This window comes from Vulcanococcus limneticus LL, from assembly GCF_002252705.1.
Classification (GTDB): domain Bacteria; phylum Cyanobacteriota; class Cyanobacteriia; order PCC-6307; family Cyanobiaceae; genus Vulcanococcus; species Vulcanococcus limneticus.
This window is the reverse complement of record NZ_NQLA01000030.1, coordinates 12,163-36,912: the sequence shown is the minus strand read 5'-3', so window position 1 is coordinate 36,912 and position 24,750 is coordinate 12,163. Positions and strand designations below refer to the sequence as shown.

Below are 24,750 nucleotides of genomic sequence, written 5' to 3'. Positions count from 1 at the left end.
TCCGAGAAACCGAGCTGCTTGCCGCCCATCAACCCAGTCCTTGCCTGTGATCACTGAGCCATTGTCGCGCGGATGGCCTGGGTTTTCCAGGGTCTCCCTAAGGCGATTGTATTCGCCCTCATCAATTAGGCCTTTATCTCTAAGAACCTTGAGCTCGTTCAACTTTTCTTCAATGCTTGTAGCTGACGGCCCCGCTGAGCGCGGAACTTCAATCTCATCATTTCGGTTGAGAACCGCTCCCAACAGCCTCCTCGACCTATCCCCAACCCTGTAGTCTTGGTATTTGTCCCATGTCGTCTTGATGATGACGGGAGTGCTCTCGCTAGCAGCTATTGCCTGCCTTAGCGCTAGTGGCAAGTAATAGCGATAGCGACCTTCGTCAATCATCGAAACCTCAAACTCTTGGCCACCAACGCTGACCCTTATTCGGGGGTCAGGCCTTGGAAACGTAATGGTGTTGCAACCACCTGCCAGCGCAAAGCACGTGCTCTCGTACGGCTGCAGATCTAGGTAGTACTGGCTCCACTTCGAGGTGCAACCGTCATAAAAATGACAGGAAATAAAGCAAAGCCTGCCTCTATAAGCCTGATCAAAAAGAACCTTTTGCCCGATCTCAGCTGTTGAGGGCAGAACCTTCGAGAAAGGCAACGTTTTTGCCTTAAAGTCTCTGATATTCAGATCAACATAGTCAATTACCTCGCCATCCCTGGCAGGAGCGTTGGCGACCACCGTGGTCGGCAGCATCACATGGACGCAAATGAGCGCCGCCAACAGGTGTCTTTTGCTACTCATCGGCTGATGTGTCTCACTCCACTTCTAGCTGTTTATCCCCTATCAGCAGTGTCATCGGAATGAATTGTTGCCTGGCAAGGCTGGCCGTAGTGCGGCCGATCCCTGCATGACCACCCATGCTTATGGCGCGACTTCTAGCCTCTTGGCTGTAATACGGGCATGGACCGAGTCTGTGGGATGGGCGGTGCTTCGCTGCTAACCCCGCAGGTTTCGCCGACTCCAGCCGGTGATCGTGGCCTCCACGTTCTCCAGGTGCCACTGCAGCGGCCCCCGGCCCTGGGTGCAGCCCCAGCGGCGGTAGTGCTTGCCTGGCTGGAGCACCCCCCGCAGCCGCAGCTGGCGGAGGGTTTCGCGGCTCATCCCCAGGGCAGTGCAGGCTTCTGCCGTCGTGACCCAGACCCGCTGGCGGTTTGGCGTTGTGGCGGTGTCCATCAGCCTCCTGCCAGCTGAGCGCGGAAGCGCTGGAGGGTCTCGATCAACCAGGAGCGGCGATAGCTCTTGACCTGGCGCGGGGCCCCGTCAACAAACTGTTGGCGGCAAGGAGGTTCTTCTCCGAACTCCTCGCGGTAGGCCCTGGCTATGAGCTTGCCGGCTGCGCAGAACTGGCCGCGCGGCAGCGCTTGCTGGAACACCTCCAGCCAGGCATCCCCCAAGGTGAGCTCCTCGTCGGTCTGGGTGCCGGGCAGCAGTCCCGAGCTCGCGGTGAGCACGTTGCTGCGCACGATGTCCTTGAACAGGAGCTGATCGCGCTGATCCAGCCCGCCCAGCCGCTCGAACAAGCCAATGCTGCGCTCCACCAGGGTGATCACCTCGGCTTCCCGGAGCCCGGGCACGGCAGTCGTCTCCACCGGTGTCAGCTGCTTCTGCTGAACGCTCTCTAGGAACCAGCCGTCCATCCACACCGCAAACGGCGCGCTGATCCAGCGGGCCAGATCGACCGCGACCTGGGGATGAACCCAGGTGCCGCCGCCGCCGGCGCCGCCTGATCGGGACTCAACGAGGGCGTGGACGGAAATTCCGGCCACGCTTTCCAGGGCATCCAGATACAGCTGGCACCGGTCGGACTCGCGATAGTCCTTCCACCGCTTGCCATTGGCTTTGCACATGGCGGTGGCATTGACGTAGCCATCGGTGGTGCGCCGAGAAATCGGCGTGCCGTTCCAGGAGCGGGAGATCAGAGCGGGGTGATTCATCGAGGCGACAGATGCAGCGGAATGGGACGACGACGTCGTGGTGTTCATCGGTCTGAAAGCGGTGTGACGGGTGGGAGCTCAGCGGCATCACTGCCGGCATCGGGGCGGAAGACGCTCTTTGTGCTGGCCATCGGCCGCGGTGGCACGGGCCCGGCGAGTACGAGCAGCAGGGTGCTGAGCTGAAACGCCAGCCCCAGCAGCACCAGGCCACGCAGCCCGACGAGGCTGCTGGCCGTAACCGCGACGGTGGTGGGCCGGCGTGTGCGGCAGAAGGCCGGCAGCTGGGGGCGGCGCCCACCGCCCCGGCTGCTGGTGAAGTACGGCGAGGCCATCAGAAGGGGGCCTCGTCGTCGTCATCAACGGCCCAACCTGTAGTGCTTCCGGTCTCCGTGGCACTACCGGTGGTGTAGCCATCGAGCTCTTCGAAACCATCAGTGGGGTCGACCTGCTCGTAGGGCACGAACTCCACGACCTGAACGGCACGCGGCTGGAAGGTCATGCCGCAGCCGTTCTCGCCGTCCCAGTCGTAGATGTCGAAGGCGACGATCACCTTGGAGCCATTGCCGATGGCGGCCCCATCCCAGGGCTGCTTCTTGGCATCGACGATGCGCGGCCCCTCGGAAAGGGAGCCATCGCGCCGCTGGAACTGCGGCACCTTGAAGCGCACCACGGTGATCTCGCTGGACTTCTCCTTGTCCGCCTTCCAGGGGAAGCCCTTTTCGGCACGCCGTTTACGGCTGCCATGCAGGGCGATGAACTGGTCCTCCATCGCCAGCAGGAAGGATTGGGCTTTCTCGTCGCTGTTGGGCAGCAGCAGATCGGCGGTCCAGGCCTTGGGCTTGCTCTTGTCGAGCTGGTGCCGGGGAGTGATCAGGTGGGCCCAGCGCACTTCGGCGAGGGGGGTACGAAAGATGTCCTTAGCCATGGGTTGAATCGGTGGAAATGGGCTGTTGATCGAACGGGGGAAGGGGCGGCAAACCAAAGCGCTCACGCAGCAGGTGATGCACTGCTCCGCTGGCCGAGAGGTTGTGGCGCTCCATCACCTCGCGGACCCGCAGGTAGACGTCGGTGCGCACCTGTGTCTGGATGAAATAGCGGCCGGCCACCGAGCGGGGCTGCTCGCCGTAGCGACGGGGCAGCCGGGGGCGATGGCTTGTGCTCATGGCTCGTCCGGCTCGTTCTCGCCATCAGGCCCGTGCCCCTCGCACTCCTCCAGGAAGCAATCGATGAAGGCGGCGTGCTGGTGCTGGGTGATGCGATCACCGATGGAGCGGGCATTGCGCGGCACCTGAAAGTGTTCACGGAACGCCTTGGTCAGCTCCTGACGCGCTGCCTGCGGCAGGGCGAGGATCCGCTGGTGGGTGACCTCGATCTCCTTGGGTGTCAGGGGCCCCAGGGCGACCTCGAGGTCAGCCGCCGGAGCGGGATCCTGCTCCGACGGCTGAGAAGGAGAGGCCTGAGCCGAATCGTCAACGGCAACCACATCTACGAGTTCGGCTGGTCCGTCCTTCTCAGCCTCTACAGGCCGAGCCTGCTTGGCCAAAGGGATGCCCAGCAGCATGGCCAGCATCCAGCCGGCGGCCCGCAGCAAGTCGTCGACCTCGTCGGCCCACTCCTCGCTGGTGACCTCGGCACCGCCAGCGTGCATCACGGTGACCCGCAACTTGTTGCGGCCGCGGATTTCAACCAGCTGGGCGCTGAAGGCAATGCCTGAGGCAAAGGCTGGCCTGGCTGCTTCGACCACAGCAGCTAGATCAAGGGAAGGGACGGCCTGCACCTGTTCCTGGAACGAGGCCAGGGCGGCCGTAAGGGCGCGCTCGGCGCTGCCCTTTTCGTCGAGCAACGCGAGGGCGTCGGTTGACACGCCTGCGCGTGCGGGGGATTGCGTCATGGCAACTGAAAGCCGGGCTTGTGCCCGCTGGCTTGAGCTTAGCGGCTTGCTAACGCTAGGCGCAACCCCAGGCTCTGCTCGCAATCGTCCGGACTGCTCCTGGCTGCGTCCGCAGGAGCGGACCGATCAGGCGCCCAGCGCTTTCTGCTCCCAGGCGCCGATCCACTGCTCGGGCAGGAAGTCCTCGCCATCCACCCAGAGCTGAGCCAGCTCAACCGAGCTGTAGTCGTCGATGGCCAGCACTTCCGAGAAACGCTTCTGGTGCTCCTTCGGGGCACTCTTGACCAGCTGCTCCAGGGCCTGGGTGACGTCGAGGCCGCCATCCTTGATCACGCGGCGCACGTGCTGGCGCCATTTCTGACAGATCTCCTCGGCGCGCTTCGACGTCAGGGTCGGCGCTGGCGCTGCTTGAAAGGCCCTGGGCACCGGCACATAGCCGATGTAGCAGCTCCAGAAGTCCACGGCATCCCAGAGCTTGTCGTCATCGCCGCGCAGGGGCTCCGCGTCCTTCAGCTGGTCCTTCAACCGCTGGGACTTGACCGGTCCCCAGTCCTTCTCCGCCAGGCGACGGTTGAGCTCCTCCAGCTGGAAGAAGGCCTTCTGGCGCAGCTCACCGGCCTTGCCCTGCTCGATCACCGAGAGGTTGCCGTAGGAGATCACCTCAAACTCGGCTTCCGTGCCCCATTCGCAGGCGGTGTACTGGGTCCAGCCGTTACGGCGCCGCCAGTTGAGCAGCATCTTCCCGAAGGCTCTGCGGGACTCGTCCTGCCAGTCCAGGACCGCCTGGTAGGTGCGCTTGACGGGCTTTTTTGCTTGTGCCATAGCCCAATCCTAAGTGCTGCTTGGCAATGCAAGCCAGAGCTTGTTACAGCTTGGCAGCCTGCCTTCGGTGGTTTCCTGGCTCGGCCAAGAGCTGCTTGACCTGTTGGCCGGTGAGAACCCGGCCCGTCTGGGCCTGGAAGCGCAGAGCCAGCGTGTAGGGGTGGATGCCGGGATGACGACGGGCCAAGGCCTGCAGCTGCCTGCGGAGTTCGGGCCTGTTCATTCGCTTGGCCCTCCCGCAGGCCCGATGTCCAGGACCGCCCGGGCCTGCTCGATCGAGCGACACACGGCCGCCACTCCGCCAAGCTCCTGCACGAGGCGCAGAAACGCCTGCTGCTCCTGGCTGACGGTTCCGGAGCTCGTCTTTATCTCCAGGGCGACGAACTGGGCGAGCCGCTGGCCGACCAGCTCTGGCGTGATCTCCAGGGCCCGTAGCCCGATCAGGTCGCTGCTGCCCTTGCAGAGCCCGAAGCGCACGAAGCGCCCTTGCTGGTCGACCAGGGCGCCGGTGTTGTTGCGCCAGAGCCGCACCGCGCCGCGGCCGCAGGCCAGGCGGATGAGCTGCTGGATCTCGTGTTCGCTGGGGGAGGAGGCCATGCCTCCTGTTGCCGGGTGGGGCTACTCGTAGTGGCTCCAGAGGCGCAGCACCTTCACGATCCGCTCCTCCTCCAGCACCTGGTAGACGAGGCGGTGCTGGATGTTGATGCGGCGTGAGCAGGCTCCTCGCAGATCGCCGACCAGGGCCTCGTAGGGAGGTGGTTGCTGATAGGGGTCGACGGCCAGGATGTCCAGCAGGACCTGAGCTTTCTGCTTGAGAGCAGGGGATGCGGAAGCGAGTTTGCGAGCGTCCTTCTGGGCCTGCTTGGTGAAGAGGACCGTCCAGCTCACCAGCCCGGTTCGCTGCTCAGTTCGCTCACCTCAGTGGCCATGCCTTCGAGGATCGACTCACGCATGCCAGGGATCGAGACCAGATGCAGGGTCTCCTGGATGGCGCGCCAGTCGTCCTGGGACAGCAGCACGGCGTTGCTGCGCTTGCCGGTGATCTGCACCGGCTCGTGGGACTGCCCCACCTCATCGATCAGGGCATAGAGCCGTTTGCGGGCTTCTGTGGCTGACACGGTGGTCATGGCATGGCTCTTACCCGTACGTCAAAGCGTACTGCTGTTTGCCTTGTTGTGGTGCCGAGCGGCCCAGACATGCCTGGCCCAGCCGGGTTTGTAGCCGCGCTCCTGCTCCCGCTGCAGCAGCTGCTCAAAGGTGCGGCAGCCAGCTGCCGGGTGCCTGCGCTGGGGCCGCTGCTGCTGGGCCTGTGGCCTGTGGCGGGCTGAGCCCGTGACTTCAACCAACTCTCCATCGAGCTGCTGCAGCCCGTGGCGCTGCTCATCGCGCTCGTCGGCCAGGAACAGGTGGCCGCAGTCGGGGCAGACCTGCGCCGCACTGGGACAGCTGCAGAAGCAGACCGGGCAGTCCTTGATCGGGATCGAGACGCCCTCCCGCCGGCGCCGGCCGGCCAGGTTCCACTCCCGCTCGTCGGTAGGCAGGCCATGGCGATGGGCGTTGCCGACGTGATCAAGAATCACCGCCTCCTGCTTCCCAAATGCGGGACGCAGGGCCCGGCCGACCATCTGCAGGTAGAGGCTCAGGGAAGCGGTGGGGCGCATCAGGATCGCGCCGCCCACCGAGGGGATGTCGGTGCCCTCGGAAATGATCATGCAGCTGGTGAGCACCTCTACCTCGCCGGTGCCAAGCCCGGCGATCAGGCGTTTGCGCTCCTCGGCTGGGGTGCCGCCGCTAACGGAGGCGGCCCGGATTCCCGCAGCGCGGAAGGCCGCGGCCATCTGCTCGGCGTGCTCGATGGTGCAGCAAAAGCAGATGGCGGTGCCCGGGTGCAGGCGCCGCTGGTAGTGAGATACCGCATCGCCGATGGCGGCTCGGCCCCCGTAGGCGCGTGCCGCCTGCTCCAGGTCGAACTCGCCCATGCGGCGGCGCAGCTTGCTGTTCCTGGCTCCAGGCCAGGAGAAGACCTTGGGCCTGGCGAGCCAGCCCTGCTCCACCAGCCAGGCGGCCGAGGGGCCGAGCACCAGGGCCTCGAAATAGCCGCCGGCCTCCACGCCCAACCCCTTGCCGTCGAGGCGTTCCGGGGTGGCGGTCTTGCCGATCAAGAGGGCATCAGGCCAGGCCTCGATGATCCGGCCCCAGGCATTCCCGGCCACCAGGTGGTGGGCCTCGTCCTGAATGATCAGATCCGGCGCTGACAGCTGCCCCAGCCGCCGGGCCACGGTCTGCACCGAGCCAACCGCCACCTGCCGGCCCTGCAGCCGGAGGCCGGGGGCGATCACATCCGGCTCCAGTCCCCACGCCCGCACGGTGCCGCTGAGCTGCTCGATCAGCTCAGCCCGGTGGGCCAGCAACAGCATCCGCCGGCCCTTGCCGGCCGCGCCCTGGACGATGGCGCCGATGGTTTGGCCCTTGCCCGCACCGGTGGGCATGACGGCACAGACCCGGCGGTGGATCTTGAGGGCGGCGCGGAGATCGGCCAGCAGCTGCTGCTGGTAGTCGCGCAGGGCGATCGGGGCCATCAGGATCACAGGGGATCAGGACAGGAGCTAGCCACTGGCCTTCTATGGCTCAGCCTAGCGAGAGCTGGCCCAGGGCATTAGGCTGTAGTTCACGAGCAGAGTTCCCATGTCTGACTACGCCCTGCCGGTGAGTGTCTCGATCACCCAAGAGCAACTGGCCTGGCTGGATGCACGCCGTCGGCACGGGTCCCTGAGTCGCTCAGCCGCCCTGCGCCAGGTGCTCGACGCGGTGATCCACCGTGAGTCCCTGGTGCCCGCACCTGATCGCGGGTCTACGGGCAACCAGACGGTCGCCAGCCAGGGATGGTGAGCGACATCCCATGGCCGATGCCATTGCTGCGGCCAGGGGCCGCTGGCCGGAGATCCTTCCTGCCCTGGCAGGGCTGAGCGACGCGGAGCTGAGCGATCGCCATCAGCCCTGCCCGCTCTGCGGCGGGACGGATCGCTACCGCTTTGACGACAAGGACGGCAGCGGCTCCTGGTTCTGCAACCAATGCGGGGGCAAGGACCAGCGCGGAGGTGCCGGCTCCGGCATGGACCTGTTGATGCGCCGGCAGGGCTGGAGTTTTGTGGAGGCGGCCCGGCAGGTGGAGGCCTTCCTTGGCCTGGTGCCCGATGGGCAGGACACCAGTTCCAGCGCGGGCTCCAGCCGCAAGGGCAAGCCCTGGCGGATGCCCGAGAAGCCTCCTGCCGATGCACCGCCGCCGCCGTTGAACCGGGGGGCCACCGCCCAGTGGTCCTACCGGAACGCCGCCGGTGAGGTGCTGTTCTGGATCCAGCGGATCCGGCTGCGCAGCGGCGGCAAGGCCTTCCTGCATCGGGTCTGGCTGGATGGGGACTGGCATCGCCCCAGCCGCCGCGACGCCTTCACCTGCGACTGGCCCACACCCAGGCCGCTCTATGGGCTGCCGGATCTGCTCCAGCGCCCCGAGGCCCCGGTGCTGGTGGTGGAAGGGGAGGGCACCGCTGATGCCGCTGCCCACCTGTTCCCAGGCCATGCGGTGCTGAGCTGGGCCAATGGCGCCAAGGCGATCGCCAAGGCGGACTGGACGCCGTTGGCTGGCCGTTCGGTGACGCTCTGGCCCGATGGCGATGAGGCCGGCCAGGCTGCAATGCAGAGCCTGGCCGATCTGCTCCACCCTCTCGATTGCCAGCTGCAGCTGGTGGAGCTGCCAGCAGACCTGCCGCAGGGCTGGGACCTGGCGGATGCCGACTGGACGCCCCGGCAGGCCGCCCGGCAGCTGGCGAAAGCAGCCCAGCCATGGACACCCTCAGAGACGGGTGCCGATGGCAGCGGTGATGGAGCTGCGCCACCGCCTGCCCCTGCAGCGGCTGCAGTCCCCATGCCGGCAGCACCCTTTCTTTGCCTGGGGTACGACGCCGACGCGAACTTCTACCAACCCGGCAGCACCGGTCAGGTGATCCGCCTGCCCCGCGGCTGCCACACCGCTACTCACCTGGTGGCGTTGGCTCCGCTGGAGTACTGGGAGACCCTGTATCCCAGCCGCACCGGTGTGAACTGGCCGGCGGCGGCCAGCGATCTGCACAAGAGCTCCGCCGCCATGGGGATCTTTGCGGTGGAGCGCATCCGCGGCCGCGGGGCCTGGTGGGATGAGGGCCGCACCGTGCTGCACCTCGGCGATCGCCTGATCACCCCCGAGGGGGAGCAGCCGATCACAGCACCGTTCCGCTCACGGCACATCTACCAGCGCCTCAAACGTCTGGAGGGGCCCTGCGGCGTTCAGCCCCTGACCGTGGACGAAGCAGCGGTGATCGTGGGCATTGCCAACCGCTTCCGCTGGGAGGTGCCCGCCTCCGGCACCCTGCTGCTCGGCTGGGTGGTGCTGGCCCCCATCTGCGGAGCCCTGCGCTGGCGGCCCCACCTCTGGCTCACCGCCGGTGCCGGCTCGGGCAAGAGCCAGATCCTCGATCGCTTTGTGGTGCCCCTGCTCGGCGACCTGCGCCTGGCGGTGTCGGGCGCCACGACAGAGGCCGGCCTGCGCCAGACCATCTGCTCAGACGCCGTGCCGGTGGTCTTCGATGAGGCGGAGAGCAACGAGAAGGGCGACCAGCAGCGGATGCAGGCGATCCTCTCGTTGGCGCGAGTGGCCAGCAGCGAGAGCAGCGCCGAGATGCTCAAGGGTTCCCCCAGCGGCGATGTGAGCCGCTACCGGGTGCGCTCGATGTTCCTGATGTCCTCGATCGCCACCGCCCTCAAGCAGGGGGCCGACAAGAGCCGCTTCGCGCAGCTGACGCTCCGCAGCCCCACCGAGATGGGCCAGGAGGAGCGTGAGGCCCACTGGCAGAGCCTCGATCGGGATCTTGAGCGCTACATCACCCCGCAGCTGGCGCGGCGCTTGATCGCCCGGACCGTGTCGCTGATCCCGGTGATCCGCCAGTCAGTCGTGGTCTTCTCCGCGGCTGCCGCCCGCCACTTCGACTCCCAGCGCCTGGGGGATCAGTACGGCACCTTGATGGCCGGCGCTTGGTCGCTGCTCAGCGATGCGGTGCCCAGCCAGCAGGAGGCCGAGGAGTGCATCGACTGCCACAACTGGGACAGCTACAGCCAGAGCACCGAAGTGCCCGACGAGGCCCGCTGCATCCAGACGATCCTGCAGCGGCAGGTGCGGGTGGAGACCGATGACAAGCCCGTCACCCGCACCATTGGCGAACTGGTAGAGCTGGCGGCCTGCCACAGCAGCTGCATCGACGTGACCCCGGGCCTGGCGGCCCAGACCCTGGGCCGCCATGGCCTGCGGGTGGATCAGGAGCGTCTGCTGGTGAGCAACACCGCCAAGGCGATCGAGCAGTTTCTTGCTGATACCGCCTGGCAGAACAGTTGGCCGGTGGTGCTGCTGCGCCTAGGCGGTGCGCAACGGGCTGGACCGGTGCGCTTCTGTGGCGCCGGCATGGTCAGCCGCGCCGTTGCGCTTCCCCTGGGCGTGCTGTAACCGAAAGCCGTTACAAAGCGGCCAGATATAACAGCAGCGGTAACGCCCAGATCGACTGCCCCGCAAGCGATCTAGGCCTCTGTAACGATGTAACGCTCCAGGGAGCACATAGAGCCCCCTATGAATTCAAAGACGAATGCACACCCTCTTGGTTTGGTACTGCTGCTTGCTAATGCCTCTATATCTGAAAAAGGGTTACATCGTTACAGGCACCCCCAGAAACCACTGCCGGCCGGCCATCTCGGCTGTTACGCCCACCGTCACACCGCGTCACAACTGAAACGGCCATGACCACCACCACATCCACCTGGCTTGAGCCCATCCCCGGCCTTTGGCGGGATGAGACAGCCCACCGGTACTGGCTGGGCGATCACCTGTTCCCGGTGTCGATCACCGGCGTGCTGGCCCATGGCCTTAGCGACACCGCCAAGCGCTCAATCGAAGCCAAGCGGGCGATCTGGGAGCCGCGCGGCACCACGGTGCACGCGGCCCTGGAGCACTACAGCCAGGCCCGTTTCCTGGTGGGCAAGAGCGCCAGCGAGGCCCTGCTGGAAGCCGAGACCTTGAGCGGCCATCACCAGTACCGGGACTGGATCCTGCCGCTGCTGCAACTGCCGCTCTGGGAGGAGGTGCAGGTGATCGCCAGCGAACGGCTCACCTGCTGCCTGGCCCGCAACGTGGCCGGGGCTTTTGATGGCGCCTACGTCTCGCCGGCGCTGAGCGAGCGGCGTGGCCGTGAGGTGCGAGTGCTCTACGACCTCAAGACCCTGTCGGCCCACGGCCGCCCTTATTCCACTGCCGCCCAGCTCGGTGGCTACATGGTGCTGGAGGCGGCTCAGGGGAACCACTACGAGCTGGGCCAGACGATCTGGAGCAAGCCCGGCGCAGCGTCCTGCAGCACCTTCTACAGCCGTGAGCAGTGCCTGGCGGCCTGGGCTGCGGCCTGGAGCGGCTACTGCTCAGCCCGCAGGCCGTTCTGAGAGCCAGGGCAGCCGCGAGCTGAATCGATGGGTTGGCTAGCAGGTGCTGGCCGCTAGATTGAGCAGGCTTGGAATCATCCGAGCAACTGTTCTGGTGCTCCTCGATGGCGGACCTCCTGCTTGCTGCTTCCCCAGCGCCAGCCGCTGATGCGGTTGCTGACGCTGATCTCGACGCCCTGCTGGACGCGGTCACCGCGCTCAAGGCGCAGCAGAAGGAGCTGGAGCAGCAGCTCGAGCCGCTGTTGGAGGCCCTCAACACGGCGATGGCCAGCGGCCAGCTGGATCCCTCCTTCTCCCACAACGACTGGGCTTTCTCCCACAGCCCGGGCCGGTTGACCTACGACTTCCCGGCGGCGGTGCAGCAGATCGAGAAACAGCTCAAGGCCGCCAAGGAAGCAGCGATTCAGCAGGGCAGTGCCACCGAGAAGCGCGGCAACGCCTTCTGGACCATCCGCCCCCCGAAGACCCAGCCCCTGCCGTTCTGAGTTGATGCCTTTGCGTGCTGCCAACCAGTCCGCAGCTGATCCGGTGGAGGAGCTGCGATCAGCGCCCGATCAGCAGGACGCCGATGGTGAGTCGGTGTGGGCACCGGTGGCGGTGGATCCCAGCCGGCCGATCAGCCAGACCAACCCGCCGCGGCGGGCACCCCATCACGCCCAGACCCCCAGGGCCACGGCTGGTGAGGTGGAACGGCGGATTGCAGAAGCCCAGCTGTGGATTGCACAACGGTTGCCGCTGCTGGAGATCAGGGCAAAAGCGGGCGAAAGCTGGGGGGTGAGCAACGTCAAGACGGTCAATCGCTATCTCGACCTGGCACGGATGCGAATGGTGGAGGAGCTGATCTCCGACCGCCGCCGCCACCAGGCCGAGCAGATTTTTGCGCTGAATGACTGCGCCCGCCGGGCGATGGACGCCGAGCAGTTTTCGGCGGCCGTCGGCGCCTTCCGAGTGATCGCCGAGATCGGTGGCCTGCTGCGGGCACCGATCAAGCCGCCGGAGCCACGGACATGAGGGTGTCCACCCCTGCCACCACGCTGCCGGCACCGGGGCTCACTCCACAGGCCCCTGCAGAAGGAGGCCTGCTGCTGAGCGAGCTCGACCCCTGGGGAGACAGCGGCCTGCTGCACCTGCCGGCCAGCAGCACCCCAATCCAGGCAGAACCCCAGAGCCTGCGCAGCTTCATTGCCGAGGCCTACCCCCGCTACGGCTTCCACCGCTGGGCTGAGGTGCTGATCGACCTGCTCCAGCAGGTGGCCGATGGCCAACTGAGCCGGCTGATCGTGACCTGTCCTCCCCGGCTGGGGAAGAGCCTCCTGGTGTCCAAGCTGTTCCCGGCCTACTTCCTGCAGCGCTACCCGCATCTCTTCGCGGCGATCGCTTCCTATTCGGCGGAGCTGGCCTATGCCCACTCCCGAGAAGCCCGCCACTTCTACCGGGTGACCGGCCATCTGCTGGCGCGCGATTCGGCGGCTGTGGGCAACTGGCTGACCCGCCAGCGGGGCGGGTGTATCGCTGCCGGTGTGGATGGCCCGTTCACGGGCAAGGGCTACAGCCTGGGAATCATCGACGACCCCTACAAGGGCCCCGGTGATGCCGCCAGCCCGGCGCTGCGGCAGAAGCTGATCGACTGGCTGCGTTCGGTCTGGCTCACCCGCGCTGAGCCCGCGTCGGTGCTGGGGCCGGACGGCAACGCCCAGCCGAACCTCTCGGCTCAGGTGGTGGTACTCACCCGCTGGGACCACCAGGACGTGATCGGCTGGCTGCTGGAGCAGGAGCTGGGCGAGGCCCCCCAGAACTGGACCGTGCTGGACCTGCCGGCTATCGCGGAAGAGCCAGGCGAACGGCCCCAGCTGCCGCCCACCTGCACCCTGATCCCCGACTGGCGCCAGCCAGGAGAAGCCCTGTGCCCTGAGCGGTTCCCCCTGCCGGAACTGCTCAAGATCCGCGCCCGCCTGGGGGCCTACTGGTGGGCGGCGCTGTACCAGCAGCGGCCAAGCCCGGCATCGGGCTCAATCTTCCTGCGGCAGTGGATCCGGCCGCCCTTCCCCCGCGATGACGGCAGCCTGCGCCACTACGCCCTGCTCGCTCTCTCCTGTGACCTGAGCTTCAAGGGGGAGGCAGAGAGCGACTACTGCGGCTTCTGCCTGGTGGGCCTGCTGGCACCACCGGCCCGCTCTGCCATCCCCCGATCGGGTGAATCTCAGGGGCCGATGGTCCCGAAGGAGCTGGAGATCGAGGTGCTCTGGGCGGCCCGGCACCGCTTTGGCCTGCCGGAGGTGATCCGCTTCCTGCTGGGCTGCCTGGAAGCGCTGGAGCAGCAGGGCCTGCGGCCCAATGCCGTGCTGATCGAGGACGCCGCCAACGGCCCGGCGGTGCTGCAGACGCTGCGGCGGCGGGTGCCGGGGATGCTGCCGATCACCGCCCGAGGCAGCAAGGAAACCCGCGCCCATGCCGTGGCCCCACTGGTGGAGGCGGGCCAGATCCGTTTCCATCACCGCGCCCAGCCACTGGTGGAAGAGGCGATCCGCTTCCCCAAGGGCAGCAAGGACCTGGTGGATGCTTTCTGCCACGGCGCCCTGTGGCTGGAGGGGCGCTACTGGAAGGACCAGGGAATCCAGCCGGTGGTGACGCCACTGCTGGTGAGCCGGTGAGCATGCCGATGGTCTCCGCGGTGCGGGAATGTCCCAGTCCCTCCCCGCTGGCGAACTCAGGGGCTGCTGAGCCGGCAGCAGTTGTGGTGCAGCTGGTCCTGCCGATCTCCGTGGTGCTGGTGGGCGATGCCGCCGGCGTGGAGCGGATGCTGCGGCAACGGCGTTACCGCCGGCCGGCATGCCATGCCCGGGCGCAGCAGCTGGAGATCAACCTGCTGGTGTCGGCAAACCACCTGCCCCGAATCCAGGGTCAGCAACCCGTGCGTTGCAGGCCGCGGCGGCAGCGCCCGGTGCGGCCCTATGCCGCGGCCGATGCCCTGGCGCTACAGCACATGGACCTGGCGGAGAAGATCGCCGGCAACTTCGCTCGGCGCACTGTCCATCCCAAGGAGGATCTGCTGCAGCTGGCGATGATCGGGCTGATCAAAGCGGCGCGCCGGTATGACCCCTCACGGGGGCCATTCCGCCCCTATGGGCGCACCTACGCCAATGGGGAGATCACGCACTTTCTGCGCGACAACGGCTTCCTGCTGAAGGTGCCGCCTACCTGGCGGGAGATCCATGCGCGGGGGCAGCGTCTACTCACCTCAGGAGTGGCTGTAGACGTGATGCTGAAGCGAATAGGGATCAGCCGCGAGCAGTGGATTGGGATCGTCGATGCATGCTCAGTTCGGGTAGTTGCTTTTCCTATTGATTGAACGCCAAGATCAAAAGCGAACGAGGTCTCAGCCAAGACAGCAACTTGTGCTCACGTCTTCTGCATCTTGATGCTAGACATGCCGCTTTGTAATGACTGCCAGAACCAAAAGTTAAATAAGCTGTAACAAGTGCTCTGCAAGTGCTTTAGCGGTCATGGGGGGAGGCGCAAACTGAATACTCTTGCTCCTGCACATTCCGATTAGAACGGCAGATGCAAAGTTCCAAAAATGACAGCCAGTTGGCAATGAAGTATTGGAAAAGAGTGCGGTAATGCGATCACGAACTGAAAAATACTCTTTCGTGCCACCATGAGCCCAGCTCGGAGTCATCTCAAAGATGATCAGGGCAGAAAGTACGGCTCCCATTGACCGTCGCTCTAGTACTTGATTGAAATCAAGCTGCCTTGGCGCAGCGTACTCCGAAACTTTAGCCGTAAGGAAATTGCGAGCCCAAACATCGCACAGCATCTCTTCCTCTCGGATGTCATTTGGACAGCGACCCTCACTTAGCAAGACAATATGATAAAACTCATGGAACAGCGTGAAGCCCAAAGCAGAGCAGGCAAGATCAAATGTAAATCTGTATTGGGCGTCGTCAATCATAAATCTGTTCTCTGACGGCTTTGGTATATCTGGCGGCCAAGGGATCGAATTTACATCCCGAGAATTTTTGTATTCATGGGCAGTGCGCATGCAGGCTCTGTAGTCATGCTCCATGCATTGCAGCTCCGAATCACGTGCTAGAACTTCAGCGATGGGCATCCCACTTATTGATGAATAGGCAACTAAGGGGCCGTATATTTCAAGCGCCTTCCAGCCTGTAAATACAATAAGCCAGTAGACCTCTGGCGTCTTAATGTCAATTCTTAATCCCTTTGGCGAAGCAGTGAGCCTGCTTGCGTTGCTATTTTCGATTTCGACTGCTGGACTGTATTTATGCCATAAACCCCGTATTTCATCCTCCCGCTCAGGTGCACATGAAATCATGATATTAAGCCAGTAGTCCCTCCCTTCTTTGGCAGTGAATCTAGACGTTGTCATGATCTCTTCCCATGAAACGCAAATTGGAAATGAAAGCAGCGGGATGAACGCTTGCATTGGCCTGCCTGATGCTAAGTAGGCTGATCCTTGCTAAAATATAGTCAGACAATTTGTGACCCGAATAAGAACCCGAAGCCATTGCGAGTTGAAGTCTAAACCCGCTGTGCTGCTGTCAATGCTAAGCAGGGAGCCCATCCCGCCTGGATCTTCTGGGAACCCTGATAAGAGCTCAGAACTCCCACGGCATGTGACCAGCTTGCCTGGATGATCTGACTGGAACCATGCAGATCCTGCATAGCCTTCCCGCTGCCAATCACGGCCTCTGGCAATGGCTCTGACCCCACCAGTAGCCAGTGCCCACCACCCGCCGCCGCAGGACAGCCACCTCCAGCAGCCCCGCCTGCCCATCAGAGACGCAACTAATTGCTCCTGCTGAGTCCCCCTGGCTGGAACACCCCACCCTCTCCGGCCTGCGGGACCGCCTGCAGCTGGTCTACGACTGCTGGACCCTGCTGGAGCTGCCTGACGGCACCAGCCGTCGGCCTGTCTATCTGCCCAGGGGCATCGAGGAGCCCGAGACCTGCCACCTCAAGCGGCTGGAGGCAGCCCGGCCGACGGGCTTCTACCGCGACGCCCTGCGCACCTACGCCGGGATGCTGTCGCGGCTGGCCTGGCAGGAGCTGCCCGACTCCCTGAGCCGGGTGGCCACCGATGTGGATGGCCAGGGCACAGACCTGGGGGTGTTCCTGTTCCTGGCCGACCTGCTCACCCTGCGGGATGGCGGCTGCCTGATCCTGCAGCTGCCGCCCCAACACCGCTGGCCCTCAGAAGGCGACCGGCTGGAGGCCCTCGCCAAGGGTGACCGGCTCTCCCTGCCGCGGCTGCAGCTAGTACCCCGGGGAGACCTGCTCAACTGGCGCCTGCCCACCGATGGCGCCACAGGCGCCCCAGCGTCGGGGCCGGTGGAGATCGTCTGGCGGGAGCCACGTCGGCAGGCCCTGCCGCCCCGGTTTGCCAGCGGCAATGCCGCCGTGCCCACGGTGGTGATCGATGCCCACGGCGGGCTGGTACCGGATCCGGCGGCCTGGCTGTACCGCAGCCTCTCGGTCACCGATGACGGACTGGTGCTGCGCAGCTGGCAGGCCAACCCCAACCCCGGCACCGTCGATGGTTACGACGTGGTGCCGGTGGGTGAGCCGGAACGGATGCCCCAGCGCTTTGACCTGCCGGCCCTCTGGTACTCGGTGGATGGCACTGCCTTCGGCGAGGGCGATCTGCCCCACCTGGGCCTGGCCCACCAGTACCTCAACCACTACCGCTGCCGCAGCGAATACGAAGATCTCCTTTCCCGCACCGCCCTGCCGGTAGGGGTACGCACGGGGCTGGTCGATGCCTACGGCTTCCGCCGCAGTGATGGCGCCCTGGGTTCGGGAGCAGGCACCGGTGGGGCAGAAGGCCAGCGCCCCCAGCGCCTGGTGCTCTCCACCTCCTCCTTCATGGACCTGCCCGAGGGCGCCACGTTCCAGTGGGTGGAAATAGAAGCCCGATCGCTAGCGGAGCACCGGGCCTATCTGCAGCAGCTGGAGGAGGCGATGCGCCGCGATGCCCTGATCCCCGCCGGCGGCCACGGTCCCGCCCGCACCGAGCTGGAGATTTCCCTGACTGCCGGCCAGAGCTTTGCGGTGCTGCAGTCGCTGGCGGGCCAGAAGAGCTCGATGCTCAGCACCCTGCTGCGCCAGTGGACCCGCCTCACCGGCGAAAAGCTGGCGGACGCGCCGGCCTGCAGTGTGGAGATCTGCCCGCTGGTGCCGCCCCAACCACCGCGCAAACCCCAGCCCTCGGTGCAGGAGTGGCTGGTGCTGCATGAGCGGGGGGTGATCGATGGGGCCGAGCTGCGCCAGCAGCTGGGGCTGGGCGAGCCCAACGGGGGTAGTGGCGGCTGAGCTGGCAACGGAGGGCATGACCCAGCCCTCCCCGCCCACCTGCACCTGGCGCCCCGGTGATGCCGAGGCCCTGCGCATCGCTCTCTCGATTCCGGTCACCAGTTTTGCCCTGGCGGCGTTGAACCGGGAGATGGCGCAGCTGCAGACCCACTACCCCACGGGGGTGTGCACCGCCCAGGCCCACCTCGATTCCATCGCGGCGCTGAATGAGCAGCTGGCGGCGCTGACGCCGGCGGAGGTGAACAGTCCGGTGCACAGCCGGCGCAAGGGCGTGGCCGGTGGCGTGGTGCCCAACCCGCTGCCCCTGAGCAAGTTGGCGGTGGTGGAGTACGCCACCGAGCTGCTGCTGGAGGAAACCGAGAGCGAGTGGAACCCTGCGGGCCCCTCGCCGGCGGTGGTGCTGGGAAAACAGCGCAGCCAGCACATCGGCCAGCTGGCACTGCTGCTGCCGCGGCTGCAGAACTGGCGCCAGTGCAACCCCGACCCTTTCTGTGGATCACTGGTGCGGGGCTGAGCGATGGAGCAGCCCCTCTCGCCGCTGAACCAGGGCCTCAACCCCCTGCGGGGTGCTCCGCTGTGGGGCCAGCTGGTGTCTCTTCCTGCAGCCACCCCGGCGATCGACAGCAAGGTGGCCCAGCAGGCTGTCGCGCCTCTCTGGTTGGCCTTGCAGCCCTACGCCAACGCCCGCCTCTGCCTGTTCGAGGTGGACCGGCCCGAGAGCCGCAACCCCATTCCGATCCGCCGCCACGTGATCGACTGCTTCCTGGAGCAGAGCGGCATCGTCAGCGGCTACAACGACACCGCCCTCACCGACCCGGGGGATGTGCTGCTGCGCGGTTACCTCTGCCGCGCGGCGATCCTGCCGGTGAGCACCAGCAACACCTTTGACTGGCTGGCGGCTGAACAGGCCTGGGCCACGCCGGGCTTCCGCGAGGAGGCTCCGTTGCCTTGGGATCCGTCGTTGCTGGGCACGGTGCAGGCCCCCTGCCAGGGGGTGATGTGGCTGGGGGACTTGGCCCTGCTCCAGCCGCAGGGCGGACTGCCCTCGGGGGGACGGGCCCAGTTCGCCGGCTGCCAGGTGATGCACTTCGGGGCGGACTACGGCCCCGGTGGCATCGGCCTGCTTCTGCAGCCGCTGCTGGGGGAAGCGATCCAGCTGGTGCTCAGACCCCACAGCGTGCTGGTGCTCAGGGATGGCGACACCTTGAACCTGATCGCCGAGCGCTACGGCACCACCGTGGCCACGCTGCGGCGAATCAACCCCCAGCTAGAGAGCACCCAGACGATCACCGCAGTCGAGGGGGATTCGCTGGCCGTGCTGGCTGGCCGCCATGGCACCACCGAAACCAAGCTGCGCAGCCTCAACCCGGTGCTGCAGCAGAGCGAGACCTACATCAGCGCCGAAGGCGACACGCTCAGCAGCGTGGCAGCCGAGCAGAACCTCAGCCTCTCTCTGCTGCGCCAGTTCAACCCGGAGCTGAGCAGTTGGCCCAGCGAGGAACCGCTGCCGGCTGGCACCACCCTGCTGCTGCCCGTCTATCGCTCCACAACCCCTATTCCTGCGGGGACGCAACTGCTGGTGCCGGGTTATCTGCCCTCAACCCAGCTACCAGCGGGGGAGTGGATCTACCTGCCGGCCCGGCGCTCTGCTCCCGTGCTGGATGAGCTGCCTGAGCAGGGCTTTTGAGGAGCTGGCAACAGGAAGAGCGAGCGCAGCCCGGACGGGGCGCCCGCAGCACCACAGCCGTGATGGGTGATGCCCTCCTCCTTCTTCTCCTCTGATTCCAGCAGCGCCAACAGCGGCACTGCTCCAGCCCCCCTGGCCCCGGCTGCTCCGTGGCGGAGCTACAGCCAGCACCAGCAACAGCCCAACCAGGGCTCTGCTGGCTCTGTCCAACCTGCCGCCGACCCCGACCAGCTCGACAGCGACGGCGCTGCTGACGCGGGCCTGGATGCTGCCGACGGCGACGACACCCTCGACCTTTCCCTGCCCCAGGACCCAGGTGCCAGCGGCAGCGGCGACAACGACGACCCCCCTGCCGCTGCTCCCAGCAGTGCTGATCCCTTGCGCGCCGAACGCCGCCGCAGCAACCAGCTCGAAAAAGAGCTCCGCAAGGCCCGCGCCCAGCTGTCGCGCTTCTCGGAGATCAACCCGGACGAGTACGCCCGCCTGCAGGACGCCGAGCGCAAGCGCGAGGAGTTCGAGCGCCAGGTGGGCGAGCGCGAACGCCAGCTCAATGAGGCCAACCTGCGCCGCGTGCGCAGCGTTGAAAAGGAACGGGACGAGGCCCGCTCCCAGGTGCAGAACCTGCGCAAGGAACGCTTGCTGGAGCGCCTCTTCTCCGAGGCGGAAGGCCGGGTGGGCGGTGATGAACGGGGGACGTTCTTTGACACCTTCGTGACGCTGTGCGGCGGCCACTTCCAGCTGGGGGAGGTGGACGGTCGCGAGCGGCTGCTGCCAGTGGACGGCAAGGGCCAGCCCCTCACCGCCGATGGCGTGGCCCTGAGCGATGGCGACTACATGGAGGAGTTGCGCCGCCACCCGGTGTACAGCTTCCTGTTCCAGCAGCGCAGTGGCCTCTATTCCGCCGCAGTGCCGGAGAGCGGTCACGAGCACGGCGGCGCGGTGAACCTCCAGACACTGAGCACCGCCGAGCTCTACCTGGAGGCCGTCAAGGGCACCACGCCCAGGGCGGCTGCACCGCGGCGCTGATGACCCCGCCGGGAGAACGAGATGGCCTGGTATCTGGTGTTCTGGCGCAACCGCTCCACCGCCACGGTGGTGCCGGCCGCCAGCGCCAGCCAGGCCCGTTCCCGTGCTAGACGCCAGCAGAAACGGGGCTATGGGGCGATCGTGGCCGCTCGCCGAGCCAATCCCCAAGACGCCGGCTTGATCAGGAAGGGAACCTGGGTGCGGCGGCGGCGCGACGGCTCCAGCCCCCAGTTCGGCAGTGCTCGATCCAAAGCCAGGGCAAGGCGGCAGCGCAGCCGTTATCGGCGGTGGCTGGGTGCCCGTGGCTGACCCAGCCATCAATCAGCAGGACGTCATGCAGCAAGCCGATCTGCAACATCCGTGGATCGGATCTGGCACCGGCAGCGCTGCTCCGCTTTGCTGCGGCTCAGCGCTTCCTGCCGCTGTCCCGTGATGCCCATGTCCGCCGCCCCGGAGGCCAGCGACTACGTGCTTCTTCATCGGGATACCGGCTCAGCGCTCTACACAACCCGCGCGACGGAGCAGGAAATCCATCGCGCCAATTCCAGCCTCAGCAGAGCTGGCCAGCGTTCGCGGTTTGTGGCCGCCAGGTATCTGATGCACCACAACCCAGGCCAAGAAAGCTGAAGCAAGCGGCTGCTGACTGCTCTTCCACTCTCCTGCTCACGGGTTCCATGAGCTTTACCTGCATGGGGATTTGGGGCCCGGCCACCAACCGGCAGCCGGGCCCGAGCCCCCTGGCTCAGCAGACCGAGACGGTGCAGCCGGGGGTGCCCTGCAGCCTGCGGGCAAAGGCGAATGCCTTCTCGGCAGGGATCAGCCGCATCTTCTTGACGGGCTTGCCGCGGCGGCCAAAGAACTCGACCTCACAGGGAGTGGTGCCGAGCTTCTGAACTCCTGGCGGATAGCGGTGAACCACAAGCAGGCGGACTTCGCAGACGGGGCCTTAGGGAGTGGCCATGGCTGGGGTGGAGCGGAGAACACCGACCAGACGCCCCGCAGGCGCAGTGCTGGCCAGGGGCGAGCCCAGCGAGCCTTGCGTCAGCCCTGGCCAGCGCAAGCCGCAGGGGCATGCTGCGGAGGGGTTTCGCTCCGCCCAGCCAGCCAGCCTCCATTGGCAACGGTGCAAGTGCCGTGCTGATTTCTCACCGCGACAGGCGACCAGAGGTGCTGGCTCTCCTGGGATCGAGGTCCGTCCCAGTTGCTCCCGTCACGACTGATGCGGCCTACCGCGCAGCGGCGCCCTGGCTGCCCGCTCTGCAGCACCCCAGCCGCCGTTTCTCTGTGGCCTGGGCACAGGTCCCGGTCTGGCTGGTGGCAGGGCAATCTCTGGTGGCGGCCCCTTACTGCGGTCCTCACATCCCCTGGCCGGAGTCGCGGAGCCCGAGCAGGCGCGAGAGGCGGAACGGCGTAGGCCGAATGGGGGCCCAGGGCCCCCGCAGCATCAGACGACCGGCATGCACCTACTGCACTGGAGCCCACCCCGCCGCAACGCGGCTTCTGCCTCCACCTGCTGGCGGTAGCTCAGCTGGGCTTCTGCCTCTAGGGCGCTATCGATCTCATCCACCCGCGCCAGGCACAGCTGAATTGCTGGCAGCACCTCTTCCTCCAGCCGGGAGATCTCCTCTTCTCCATAGGGCCGATCAATCCAGGTGCGCCGCAGCGGCTGGCCGGCATGGCCCCGCAGGATTGATTCGATGGCTTTGCCGCAGGACTCCAGCAGCAGGAATGGATCTTCCTCAGGCCTGCAGAACGGAGAAGCGGCAGATGAGAGCGTGGCCATGACGATCGGCGCCAAGAGCGGCGCAGCGACGGGACCGATCCCAGCGGAGGCCCGACCGCAGGACGGGCCTCAGACTGGAGAGGCCCGGAGCAAGCACTCCTTCCGCTCCCAGGCGTTACCGGTCCATCCGCGTCAGCGCTGCTCCACCCAGCAGAGCCAGCAGCAGTTTGAGGGTGGAATCAAAGCCGCCCTGCAGCTGCTCCAGCGTGCCGGGGCAGATCTGGCCGACAGGGCGGCCATCGAGTGCCCGCTGGCCGCAGACGCCAGCGGCGAGGGAATAGATCAGCAGCTGAGTGCCGATCACAACTGCCAGGATCTTGAAGACGAACCGCTCGCGGTCGAACGGCGGCTTGGGCGGTCGGGCCAGTGGGCCTGAGTCCATCGCTGCTCTTCCCTCGCGATCAGGCCCCAGCCGGTGGCAGCACCAGTCCGGTCGTCACTTTTTTTCCTGGAAGACCCCCACATAGACGGTGCCCTGCCGGTAGAGGGGCAGCACCTTGTCGCGCAGATCGGCGTTGTGCAGGCGAACGCAACCGAGGGTGGGGTGCAGGGGTTGCTGCGGTGCCCAGGCGCCGGGCCAGCCACAGGCCGAGCCGCCGCCGTGGAGCATGATCCCGGCCCGGCCGTGGGCGGCCTCCTGACCCTCGAGCTCCTCCATGTCGAAGGAATACCAGCCGTAGCCCATGGCGGTATCGGAGCAGGGCGGGTTGGGGTTCTGTTCGTAGTCGGGGTAGAGCTGGCCGAGCTTGTAGAGGCCGGGCGGAGTGTCGGTGCTGTTCTGGGCCCAGTCGGTGTCGCTCCCCTGGCCGCGGGCCAGGCAGGGGATCTTCCAGAGGAAGGCCCCGGTGTGGTCGTAGGCCTCCATGTCCTGGTCCCGGTCATTCACCAGCAGGTAGGAATCCCCGGGCTGGACGGGAGCTGCCAGCTGCGGGCCGGCCATCCCGGCTTCCTCTGAGCCGCGCGGATCGAGGCCGCCGCTGGGGACTGCTGGTGCCGGGGGCGCAGCGGGTTTCTGGCTGAAGGTGAGCGCCCAGGGGGCCTGCTCATCGAGGACGACCTCGCTGCCGGGCAGTGACTGGATCGCGGCATGAAGGTTCCAGACGCCGGAGACCTGCTGGGGTTCACCGCGGAACGCTTCAAAGCGGTCGTGGAACCGCTCGGGGGTCATGGGGCTGGCCATGGGCGTGGTGCTGCTGAGCCCTGTTGCCAGTGGTCGCTTGGGGGCCGCCGGCTGCGGGCAACAAGAGAGCGCCGCAGCCGCAGCCGGGGCCGCCCCCTCAGAAGGGCAGCTCGCTCTCGGGGCACCAGACCGGCACCGAAGCTGGCGTGGCCACCTGGCGCTCAAAGAGCAGATCAGCGCAGAGCTGCTCCAGCCGCTCCAGAGGAGCAGGGCGGTGGGCCGAGGCCTCTTCCCAGAGCAGCTCCAGGGTGCGGGAGCTCAGGAGCTGGAAGGCGCGGGTGCGGGATGCGGAAGCCATGGCAGGCGTAGCGGAGACCCCGAAGCAGGCCGGGCGGGGTCAAGGGGCAGCCCCCTCTGCAATGCGGAGCGCAGCGCAGCCAACGCACCAGTCCGGCTGACTCGCGCAGCCCTTGAGGCCGCCCGGACCATGAGGAGGGCTGCGCGTAGCCGATCCACCAGGAGCTGGGCCACCACGGTTCTGTCTTCTCGGTGGTTGGGGCGTGGGTCACCTGGCAACAGCTGCTGTTGTCACTGGGGCGAGGCCCCGGGAGCGTGCCCTTGGGCCTGACCTTGATCGAGGCGCAGAAATACGCCCGCCGCGCTGAACAGCTGGCGGTGCTCAAGACCTTTGCGGAGGGGGAGCTGCTGCGCCGCCTGCCCTTCCGCAACCTCGTGGGCGGCTCGCTGAGCTTTCCGGCTGAAACGAAACTCCCCCGCGTGGGCTTCCGGGCTGTGAACGAGGGCTACCGCCAGAGCTACGGGGTCATCAACTCCGATTCGGAGTTCGTGCACCTGTTCGGCGGTGATCTGGATGTGGACCGCTCGATCGTGGACCTGCAGGGCCCCGAGGCCCGCGCCGCCCAGACCGAGATGAAGGTGCGCTCGATGCGCCTCACCCTGGAGGCGGCGATCATCAACGGCGACGACACCTTTGACCCGCGGGCCTTCAACGGGTTGAGCAAGCGTCTGGTGCCGGGTGAGGACCAGACGATCGACAACGGCGGCAGCACCCTCAACCTGCTGGCGCTGGAGGCGCTGACCGACAGCGTGATCGGCTACGGCGGCGACAAGGTGCTGATCGCCAGCAAGGCCGCCCGCCGCCAGATCAGCACCGCCTCCCGTCAGGCCGGCGGCGACCTCTACGAGGTGATTGACGGCCGCCACTATTTCGAGGGGATCGAGATCCTGCTGGTGGAGGAGGACGCCGAGGGCAACGCGGTGCTCGGCTACGACGAACCGGGAGACACCACCTCGATCTACTGCTGCGTGCTCGGTGATGCGGCGGTGTGCGGCCTGCAGGGCCCGTTCGAGGGGCGCTACGGCATCTCGGTGCGGGACTTCGGGGAGGTGCACGACGCGCCGGTGTTCCGGACGCGGGTGGATTGGTACGTGGGCTTTGCGGTGTGCAACCGCAAGGCCGCCGCACGCCTGTTCAACGTCGCCCCGATGCCGCTGGTGCTGCCCTGAGCGGCGTTTGATCAGCTCCGCAAGACCCTGGCGGCACAACAGATCATTTCCCCCTGTTTTTTGTTC

At 66.3% G+C, this 24,750-nt stretch carries 31 protein-coding genes; 13 read left to right on the top strand and 18 right to left on the bottom strand.

What is annotated here, in order from left to right; translation table 11 throughout:
- From CJZ98_RS18350 to CJZ98_RS11995, 12 genes are all read right to left on the bottom strand, one after another.
- The coding region (locus CJZ98_RS18350; RefSeq protein WP_198537746.1) for a hypothetical protein at positions 1 to 792 on the bottom strand (792 nt) is incomplete at its 3' end.
- 195 nt (positions 793 to 987) lie between these two features.
- A complete protein-coding gene (locus CJZ98_RS18005; RefSeq protein WP_108723299.1) occupies positions 988 to 1,224 on the bottom strand; it encodes a helix-turn-helix domain-containing protein in 237 nt (78 codons plus the stop codon).
- Complete coding sequence (locus CJZ98_RS12045; protein WP_198537744.1) at positions 1,224 to 1,985, bottom strand: KilA-N domain-containing protein; 762 nt, start codon at positions 1,983 to 1,985, stop codon at positions 1,224 to 1,226. Before CJZ98_RS12045 ends, CJZ98_RS18005 begins: the two co-directional genes overlap by 1 nt.
- 44 nt (positions 1,986 to 2,029) lie before the next feature.
- Positions 2,030 to 2,317, bottom strand: coding sequence for a hypothetical protein (locus CJZ98_RS12040; protein WP_094591380.1), 288 nt, complete (start codon positions 2,315 to 2,317; stop codon positions 2,030 to 2,032).
- Entirely contained in the window at positions 2,317 to 2,910 is a 594-nt protein-coding gene (locus CJZ98_RS12035; RefSeq protein ID WP_094591379.1) for a hypothetical protein, read from the bottom strand. Before CJZ98_RS12035 ends, CJZ98_RS12040 begins: the two co-directional genes overlap by 1 nt.
- On the bottom strand, positions 2,903 to 3,148 hold the full coding sequence (locus tag CJZ98_RS12030; RefSeq protein ID WP_094591378.1) for a hypothetical protein: 246 nt from the start codon (positions 3,146 to 3,148) through the stop codon (positions 2,903 to 2,905). The genes CJZ98_RS12035 and CJZ98_RS12030 overlap by 8 nt, the downstream gene beginning before the upstream one ends.
- Positions 3,145 to 3,876, bottom strand: coding sequence for a hypothetical protein (locus CJZ98_RS12025; RefSeq protein ID WP_198537741.1), 732 nt, complete (start codon positions 3,874 to 3,876; stop codon positions 3,145 to 3,147). The genes CJZ98_RS12030 and CJZ98_RS12025 overlap by 4 nt, the downstream gene beginning before the upstream one ends.
- Before the next feature lie 126 nt (positions 3,877 to 4,002).
- Positions 4,003 to 4,614: an XRE family transcriptional regulator gene (locus CJZ98_RS12020; protein WP_198537739.1), complete on the bottom strand. Its 612-nt coding sequence runs from the start codon at positions 4,612 to 4,614 to the stop codon at positions 4,003 to 4,005.
- Positions 4,615 to 4,917: 303 nt separating this feature from the next.
- Positions 4,918 to 5,295 carry a VRR-NUC domain-containing protein gene (locus CJZ98_RS12010; RefSeq protein WP_094591374.1) on the bottom strand — a complete coding sequence of 126 codons (378 nt, stop codon included), beginning with the start codon at positions 5,293 to 5,295 and terminating at the stop codon, positions 4,918 to 4,920.
- Positions 5,296 to 5,316: 21 nt separating this feature from the next.
- Positions 5,317 to 5,586 (bottom strand): Txe/YoeB family addiction module toxin, encoded by a 270-nt coding sequence (locus CJZ98_RS12005; protein WP_094591373.1) that lies wholly within the window; start codon positions 5,584 to 5,586, stop codon positions 5,317 to 5,319.
- Positions 5,583 to 5,825, bottom strand: a complete 243-nt coding sequence (locus CJZ98_RS12000) for a type II toxin-antitoxin system Phd/YefM family antitoxin (protein WP_094591372.1) — start codon at positions 5,823 to 5,825, stop codon at positions 5,583 to 5,585. The genes CJZ98_RS12005 and CJZ98_RS12000 overlap by 4 nt, the downstream gene beginning before the upstream one ends.
- Positions 5,826 to 5,846: 21 nt before the next feature.
- Positions 5,847 to 7,277: a DEAD/DEAH box helicase gene (locus CJZ98_RS11995; RefSeq protein WP_157910971.1), complete on the bottom strand. Its 1,431-nt coding sequence runs from the start codon at positions 7,275 to 7,277 to the stop codon at positions 5,847 to 5,849.
- A gap of 106 nt (positions 7,278 to 7,383) precedes the next feature.
- On the opposite strand from CJZ98_RS11995, the gene CJZ98_RS11990 reads away from it, so the two are divergent.
- From CJZ98_RS11990 to CJZ98_RS11960, 7 genes are all read left to right on the top strand, one after another.
- Positions 7,384 to 7,587, top strand: a complete 204-nt coding sequence (locus tag CJZ98_RS11990) for a ribbon-helix-helix domain-containing protein (RefSeq protein WP_094591370.1) — start codon at positions 7,384 to 7,386, stop codon at positions 7,585 to 7,587.
- Positions 7,588 to 7,597: 10 nt separating this feature from the next.
- The gene (locus tag CJZ98_RS11985) at positions 7,598 to 10,228 is read left to right on the top strand and encodes a primase-helicase zinc-binding domain-containing protein (RefSeq protein ID WP_094591369.1); all 2,631 of its coding nucleotides are present in this window, start codon (positions 7,598 to 7,600) and stop codon (positions 10,226 to 10,228) included.
- 287 nt (positions 10,229 to 10,515) lie between these two features.
- Positions 10,516 to 11,208 (top strand): hypothetical protein, encoded by a 693-nt coding sequence (locus CJZ98_RS11980; protein ID WP_094591368.1) that lies wholly within the window; start codon positions 10,516 to 10,518, stop codon positions 11,206 to 11,208.
- A gap of 104 nt (positions 11,209 to 11,312) precedes the next feature.
- Positions 11,313 to 11,693 carry a hypothetical protein gene (locus tag CJZ98_RS11975; protein WP_094591367.1) on the top strand — a complete coding sequence of 127 codons (381 nt, stop codon included), beginning with the start codon at positions 11,313 to 11,315 and terminating at the stop codon, positions 11,691 to 11,693.
- Positions 11,694 to 11,697: 4 nt separating this feature from the next.
- On the top strand, positions 11,698 to 12,219 hold the full coding sequence (locus CJZ98_RS11970) for a hypothetical protein (protein ID WP_094591383.1): 522 nt from the start codon (positions 11,698 to 11,700) through the stop codon (positions 12,217 to 12,219).
- A complete protein-coding gene (locus tag CJZ98_RS11965) occupies positions 12,216 to 13,859 on the top strand; it encodes a phage terminase large subunit family protein (RefSeq protein ID WP_094591366.1) in 1,644 nt (547 codons plus the stop codon). The genes CJZ98_RS11970 and CJZ98_RS11965 overlap by 4 nt, the downstream gene beginning before the upstream one ends.
- Before the next feature lie 2 nt (positions 13,860 to 13,861).
- Positions 13,862 to 14,557 carry a sigma-70 family RNA polymerase sigma factor gene (locus CJZ98_RS11960; RefSeq protein WP_232756434.1) on the top strand — a complete coding sequence of 232 codons (696 nt, stop codon included), beginning with the start codon at positions 13,862 to 13,864 and terminating at the stop codon, positions 14,555 to 14,557.
- A 111-nt stretch (positions 14,558 to 14,668) separates the two neighbouring features.
- Here the strand turns inward: CJZ98_RS11960 and CJZ98_RS11955 are convergent, their stop codons facing one another.
- Positions 14,669 to 15,655: a phage exclusion protein Lit family protein gene (locus tag CJZ98_RS11955; protein WP_094591364.1), complete on the bottom strand. Its 987-nt coding sequence runs from the start codon at positions 15,653 to 15,655 to the stop codon at positions 14,669 to 14,671.
- Positions 15,656 to 15,951: 296 nt separating this feature from the next.
- Here CJZ98_RS11955 and CJZ98_RS11950 point away from each other — a divergent pair, with 296 nt between their 5' ends.
- The 5 genes from CJZ98_RS11950 (at position 15,952) to CJZ98_RS11930 (ending at position 20,563) form a co-directional block, all read left to right on the top strand.
- Positions 15,952 to 17,541, top strand: coding sequence for a DUF4055 domain-containing protein (locus tag CJZ98_RS11950; protein WP_094591363.1), 1,590 nt, complete (start codon positions 15,952 to 15,954; stop codon positions 17,539 to 17,541).
- Positions 17,542 to 17,557: 16 nt separating this feature from the next.
- Positions 17,558 to 18,055 (top strand): hypothetical protein, encoded by a 498-nt coding sequence (locus tag CJZ98_RS11945; RefSeq protein ID WP_157910970.1) that lies wholly within the window; start codon positions 17,558 to 17,560, stop codon positions 18,053 to 18,055.
- 3 nt (positions 18,056 to 18,058) lie between these two features.
- Positions 18,059 to 19,228, top strand: a complete 1,170-nt coding sequence (locus CJZ98_RS11940; protein ID WP_094591361.1) for a LysM peptidoglycan-binding domain-containing protein — start codon at positions 18,059 to 18,061, stop codon at positions 19,226 to 19,228.
- A gap of 69 nt (positions 19,229 to 19,297) precedes the next feature.
- Positions 19,298 to 20,254 carry a hypothetical protein gene (locus CJZ98_RS11935; protein ID WP_094591360.1) on the top strand — a complete coding sequence of 319 codons (957 nt, stop codon included), beginning with the start codon at positions 19,298 to 19,300 and terminating at the stop codon, positions 20,252 to 20,254.
- Between the two features lie 21 nt (positions 20,255 to 20,275).
- A complete protein-coding gene (locus tag CJZ98_RS11930) occupies positions 20,276 to 20,563 on the top strand; it encodes a hypothetical protein (RefSeq protein ID WP_094591359.1) in 288 nt (95 codons plus the stop codon).
- A 433-nt stretch (positions 20,564 to 20,996) separates the two neighbouring features.
- Here CJZ98_RS11930 and CJZ98_RS11925 read toward each other — a convergent pair whose 3' ends face one another.
- The 5 genes from CJZ98_RS11925 to CJZ98_RS11905 all read right to left on the bottom strand — a co-directional run bounded on the left by CJZ98_RS11925 (position 20,997) and on the right by CJZ98_RS11905 (position 23,515).
- A complete protein-coding gene (locus CJZ98_RS11925; protein WP_232756433.1) occupies positions 20,997 to 21,173 on the bottom strand; it encodes a hypothetical protein in 177 nt (58 codons plus the stop codon).
- A gap of 525 nt (positions 21,174 to 21,698) precedes the next feature.
- Positions 21,699 to 22,037 (bottom strand): hypothetical protein, encoded by a 339-nt coding sequence (locus tag CJZ98_RS11920; protein ID WP_094591358.1) that lies wholly within the window; start codon positions 22,035 to 22,037, stop codon positions 21,699 to 21,701.
- 115 nt (positions 22,038 to 22,152) lie between these two features.
- Positions 22,153 to 22,419 carry a hypothetical protein gene (locus CJZ98_RS11915; RefSeq protein WP_094591357.1) on the bottom strand — a complete coding sequence of 89 codons (267 nt, stop codon included), beginning with the start codon at positions 22,417 to 22,419 and terminating at the stop codon, positions 22,153 to 22,155.
- 54 nt (positions 22,420 to 22,473) lie between these two features.
- On the bottom strand, positions 22,474 to 23,217 hold the full coding sequence (locus tag CJZ98_RS11910; protein ID WP_094591356.1) for a L,D-transpeptidase: 744 nt from the start codon (positions 23,215 to 23,217) through the stop codon (positions 22,474 to 22,476).
- Positions 23,218 to 23,314: 97 nt separating this feature from the next.
- Complete coding sequence (locus CJZ98_RS11905) at positions 23,315 to 23,515, bottom strand: hypothetical protein (RefSeq protein ID WP_094591355.1); 201 nt, start codon at positions 23,513 to 23,515, stop codon at positions 23,315 to 23,317.
- A 260-nt stretch (positions 23,516 to 23,775) separates the two neighbouring features.
- On the opposite strand from CJZ98_RS11905, the gene CJZ98_RS11900 reads away from it, so the two are divergent.
- Positions 23,776 to 24,684: a major capsid protein gene (locus CJZ98_RS11900; protein WP_037980005.1), complete on the top strand. Its 909-nt coding sequence runs from the start codon at positions 23,776 to 23,778 to the stop codon at positions 24,682 to 24,684.
- Positions 24,685 to 24,750: the final 66 nt, after the last annotated feature.

Coding starts and splice junctions, on each gene's coding strand:
- CJZ98_RS11935 (WP_094591360.1), top strand. CDS start 19,298: ATGCCCTCCTCCTTCTTCTCCTCTGATTCCAGCAGCGCCAACAGCGGC.
- CJZ98_RS11930 (WP_094591359.1), top strand. CDS start 20,276: ATGGCCTGGTATCTGGTGTTCTGGCGCAACCGCTCCACCGCCACGGTG.
- CJZ98_RS11980 (WP_094591368.1), top strand. CDS start 10,516: ATGACCACCACCACATCCACCTGGCTTGAGCCCATCCCCGGCCTTTGG.
- CJZ98_RS11910 (WP_094591356.1), bottom strand. CDS start 23,217: ATGGCCAGCCCCATGACCCCCGAGCGGTTCCACGACCGCTTTGAAGCG.
- CJZ98_RS11905 (WP_094591355.1), bottom strand. CDS start 23,515: ATGGCTTCCGCATCCCGCACCCGCGCCTTCCAGCTCCTGAGCTCCCGC.
- CJZ98_RS12020 (WP_198537739.1), bottom strand. CDS start 4,614: ATGCTGCTCAACTGGCGGCGCCGTAACGGCTGGACCCAGTACACCGCC.
- CJZ98_RS11990 (WP_094591370.1), top strand. CDS start 7,384: ATGTCTGACTACGCCCTGCCGGTGAGTGTCTCGATCACCCAAGAGCAA.
- CJZ98_RS12040 (WP_094591380.1), bottom strand. CDS start 2,317: ATGGCCTCGCCGTACTTCACCAGCAGCCGGGGCGGTGGGCGCCGCCCC.
- CJZ98_RS18005 (WP_108723299.1), bottom strand. CDS start 1,224: ATGGACACCGCCACAACGCCAAACCGCCAGCGGGTCTGGGTCACGACG.
- CJZ98_RS12030 (WP_094591378.1), bottom strand. CDS start 3,148: ATGAGCACAAGCCATCGCCCCCGGCTGCCCCGTCGCTACGGCGAGCAG.
- CJZ98_RS11965 (WP_094591366.1), top strand. CDS start 12,216: ATGAGGGTGTCCACCCCTGCCACCACGCTGCCGGCACCGGGGCTCACT.
- CJZ98_RS11975 (WP_094591367.1), top strand. CDS start 11,313: ATGGCGGACCTCCTGCTTGCTGCTTCCCCAGCGCCAGCCGCTGATGCG.
- CJZ98_RS11970 (WP_094591383.1), top strand. CDS start 11,698: ATGCCTTTGCGTGCTGCCAACCAGTCCGCAGCTGATCCGGTGGAGGAG.
- CJZ98_RS12000 (WP_094591372.1), bottom strand. CDS start 5,825: ATGACCACCGTGTCAGCCACAGAAGCCCGCAAACGGCTCTATGCCCTG.
- CJZ98_RS11985 (WP_094591369.1), top strand. CDS start 7,598: ATGGCCGATGCCATTGCTGCGGCCAGGGGCCGCTGGCCGGAGATCCTT.
- CJZ98_RS11915 (WP_094591357.1), bottom strand. CDS start 22,419: ATGGACTCAGGCCCACTGGCCCGACCGCCCAAGCCGCCGTTCGACCGC.
- CJZ98_RS12035 (WP_094591379.1), bottom strand. CDS start 2,910: ATGGCTAAGGACATCTTTCGTACCCCCCTCGCCGAAGTGCGCTGGGCC.
- CJZ98_RS11995 (WP_157910971.1), bottom strand. CDS start 7,277: ATGGCCCCGATCGCCCTGCGCGACTACCAGCAGCAGCTGCTGGCCGAT.
- CJZ98_RS11945 (WP_157910970.1), top strand. CDS start 17,558: ATGACCCAGCCCTCCCCGCCCACCTGCACCTGGCGCCCCGGTGATGCC.
- CJZ98_RS12010 (WP_094591374.1), bottom strand. CDS start 5,295: ATGGCCTCCTCCCCCAGCGAACACGAGATCCAGCAGCTCATCCGCCTG.
- CJZ98_RS11940 (WP_094591361.1), top strand. CDS start 18,059: ATGGAGCAGCCCCTCTCGCCGCTGAACCAGGGCCTCAACCCCCTGCGG.
- CJZ98_RS11955 (WP_094591364.1), bottom strand. CDS start 15,655: ATGCAAGCGTTCATCCCGCTGCTTTCATTTCCAATTTGCGTTTCATGG.
- CJZ98_RS12025 (WP_198537741.1), bottom strand. CDS start 3,876: ATGACGCAATCCCCCGCACGCGCAGGCGTGTCAACCGACGCCCTCGCG.
- CJZ98_RS11920 (WP_094591358.1), bottom strand. CDS start 22,037: ATGGCCACGCTCTCATCTGCCGCTTCTCCGTTCTGCAGGCCTGAGGAA.
- CJZ98_RS12045 (WP_198537744.1), bottom strand. CDS start 1,985: ATGAATCACCCCGCTCTGATCTCCCGCTCCTGGAACGGCACGCCGATT.
- CJZ98_RS11960 (WP_232756434.1), top strand. CDS start 13,862: ATGCCGATGGTCTCCGCGGTGCGGGAATGTCCCAGTCCCTCCCCGCTG.